The organism is Mesorhizobium sp. M7A.F.Ca.ET.027.03.2.1, from assembly GCF_003999175.1.
Lineage (GTDB): Bacteria > Pseudomonadota > Alphaproteobacteria > Rhizobiales > Rhizobiaceae > Mesorhizobium.
In genome coordinates, this window is the sequence record NZ_RZOM01000928.1 from 1 (window position 1) to 2,472 (window position 2,472).

At 66.2% G+C, this 2,472-nt stretch carries 4 protein-coding genes; 3 read left to right on the top strand and 1 reads right to left on the bottom strand.

All coding sequences use genetic code 11. From position 1 onward, the window contains the following. The 3 genes from fmt to truA form a co-directional block, all read left to right on the top strand. On the top strand, positions 1 to 764 hold a 764-nt coding region (gene fmt / locus EN750_RS29140; RefSeq protein WP_127398814.1), incomplete at its 5' end, for a methionyl-tRNA formyltransferase. Then, positions 761 to 1,267, top strand: coding sequence for an N-acetyltransferase (locus EN750_RS29145; RefSeq protein WP_127398815.1), 507 nt, complete (start codon positions 761 to 763; stop codon positions 1,265 to 1,267). The genes fmt and EN750_RS29145, both read left to right, overlap by 4 nt. A 23-nt stretch (positions 1,268 to 1,290) precedes the next feature. Continuing rightward, a complete protein-coding gene (gene truA / locus EN750_RS29150; protein ID WP_127318314.1) occupies positions 1,291 to 2,061 on the top strand; it encodes a tRNA pseudouridine(38-40) synthase TruA in 771 nt (256 codons plus the stop codon). Here the strand turns inward: truA and EN750_RS29155 are convergent. Then, positions 2,028 to 2,472: transporter (locus EN750_RS29155; RefSeq protein WP_127398816.1), on the bottom strand; the 445-nt coding region annotated here is incomplete at its 5' end. The genes truA and EN750_RS29155 overlap by 34 nt on opposite strands.

Here is a 2,472-nt window from a genome sequence, read left to right on the forward strand (position 1 = left end):
CGCCGGTTTCGCTCAAGGGCGAGGCCGAGCAGGCCGCTTTCCGTGCCTTGCAGGCCGATGTCGCCGTGGTCGTCGCCTATGGCTTGCTGCTGCCGAAGGCGGTTCTCGAGGCGACCCGGCTCGGCTGCATCAACGGCCATGCGTCGCTTCTGCCGCGCTGGCGCGGTGCCGCGCCGATCCAGCGCGCCATCATGGCCGGCGACCTGGAAAGCGGCATGATGGTGATGCGCATGGAAGATGGGCTGGACACCGGCCCGGTCGGGCTGGTTGAAAAATGCGCCATCGAACCCGATATGACAGCCGGCGATCTGCATGATCGGTTGATGAGTGTCGGTGCTGCCTTGATGGTGGAAGCGCTGGCGCGACTGGAAAGGAATACCCTGACATTCACCACACAAGCTGTGGATGGGGTGACCTACGCCAAGAAAATCGATAAATCCGAGACTCGCGTGGACTGGACTCGCTCAGCAAGTGAGGTCCACAATCATATTCGCGGCCTGTCGCCCTTTCCCGGCGCGTGGTCGGAGATAGGAATTGGCGGCCGTCAGGAGCGGCTGAAACTGCTTCGCTCGACGCTGTCGCAAGGCCTGTCGCTTTGGGAAGAGTTGGGCGAGTCGGGAGGAATTCTCGATGACCGGCTGACGGTCGCCTGTGGGGCAGGCGCGATCAGGCTGGTCGAAGTTCAACGCGCGGGCGGAAAGCCCGCTGCCGCGTCGGAGTTCCTGCGCGGGGCCAAGATCGAAAAAGGACTGAAATTCTCATGAGCATGATGTCGATACGCGCGGCAACGCCGCGGGATCGCGAGGCCATCCGCCTCGTCGAGGAACACGCTTTCGGCCAGCAGGCGGAGGCCGGTCTGGTCGACGCGCTGGTGACCGGCGGCGACGCTGTTGCCGAACTGGTGGCGGAAGAGGACGGCCAGGTGGTCGGTCACATCCTGTTTTCGCGGCTGTTCGTCCAGAATGGCGGCAAGACTTTCGCGGCCGTGGCGCTGGCACCGCTGGCGGTGGAGCCCTCGTTCCATGGCAGCGGCATCGGCGGCGCGCTGATCCGCGAGGCGCATATCCGCCTCAGGGATGCCGGCGAAACGCTGGCCGTGGTGCTCGGCGACCCCATCTATTACGGGCGTTTCGGATATAGCCACACGCGTGCCGAGAACTTCGAGAGCGAGTACCAGGGCGAAGCGCTGCAGGCGCTGGCCTGGGGTGACGCACCAGAAGCAGGCAGGCTAGTCTACGCCTCTGCCTTCACCGCTCTCGCCGCCTAGGCGAGAGCGTATAGCCGCCCGGCATGCCGCGTTTTCGCCTCGACATCGAATATGATGGCAGTCTGTTTGCCGGCTGGCAGCACCAGGCGGATCAGCCTTCGGTGCAACAGGCGATCGAGCGGGCGATCGAAAAATTCTGCGGCGAAGCGATCCGGCTGCGCGCCGCCGGCCGCACCGATGCCGGCGTCCATGCGACCGCGCAGGTGGCGCATGCCGACCTCGCCAAGGCGTGGCCGGGCGACAAGGTGCGCGATGCCGTCAACGCCCATCTGCAGGCGGGCGGGGCGCGCATCGCCATCCTGAAAGCGACAGTCGTCTCCGACAGCTTCGACGCCCGCTTCTCGGCCATCGGCCGCCACTATCTCTACCGCATCCTGAACCGCCGTGCCCCGGCCGCGCTCGACAAGGGCAAGGTATGGTGGGTGCCGAAGCGGCTCGACGCCGGCGCCATGCACGAAGCGGCGAAAGTCCTGCTCGGACGGCATGATTTCACCACCTTCCGCTCGACCCAGTGCCAGGCCAACAGCCCGATCAGGACGCTGGAACGGCTCGATGTGAGCCGACAGGGCGACATGATCGAGGTCAGGGCTTCGGCGCGCTCATTCCTGCACAATCAGGTACGTTCGATGGTCGGCTCGCTCAAGCGCGTCGGCGACGGCGGCTGGACCGCGGCCGACCTGAAAACGGCGCTCGAGGCGCACGACCGCGCCGCCTGTGGCCAGGTGGCGCCGCCCGACGGGCTGTTTCTCACCGGTGTCGATTATCCAGTCGAGACGAGCCCGGACAGGCTCTGAACTCCGACATCCTCCGGCACGGTGATGCCGAGCAGCGCCTGCAGGCCGAACAGCACCAGCAGCGAGGCGATGAACATGCCGACGAAAACGGCGGTGCCGACCGATGCGCCCCTGCCGATCGTGGCGTTGGTCTTGCGCCAGATCAGCACCATCGACAGGGCAAACAGGAACAGCGACACAAGGCTCGCAGCCTGGCTTGCGGACGACAGGAAAAGCCGGATCAGCGCCGAGGGCAGCATCAGCCATGCGGTGATGGCCGAAGCCCAGTTGCTGGCGACGACGTAGTGGACGAAGCGGCCGCCGATGCCGGCGCGCGGCGCGATCAGGGCGAGCGCAACCAGCGGCAGCACCCAGGAGCCGATGTCGACCGTCGCCAGGCGGACCAGCATGCTGAAGCGGCCCGCGAAGGCG

What these genes read in the sequence shown, in the direction of transcription:
- truA (WP_127318314.1), top strand. Translation starts at nt 1,291, where the DNA reads ATGCCGCGTTTTCGCCTCGACATCGAATATGATGGCAGTCTGTTTGCC.
- EN750_RS29145 (WP_127398815.1), top strand. Translation starts at nt 761, where the DNA reads ATGAGCATGATGTCGATACGCGCGGCAACGCCGCGGGATCGCGAGGCC.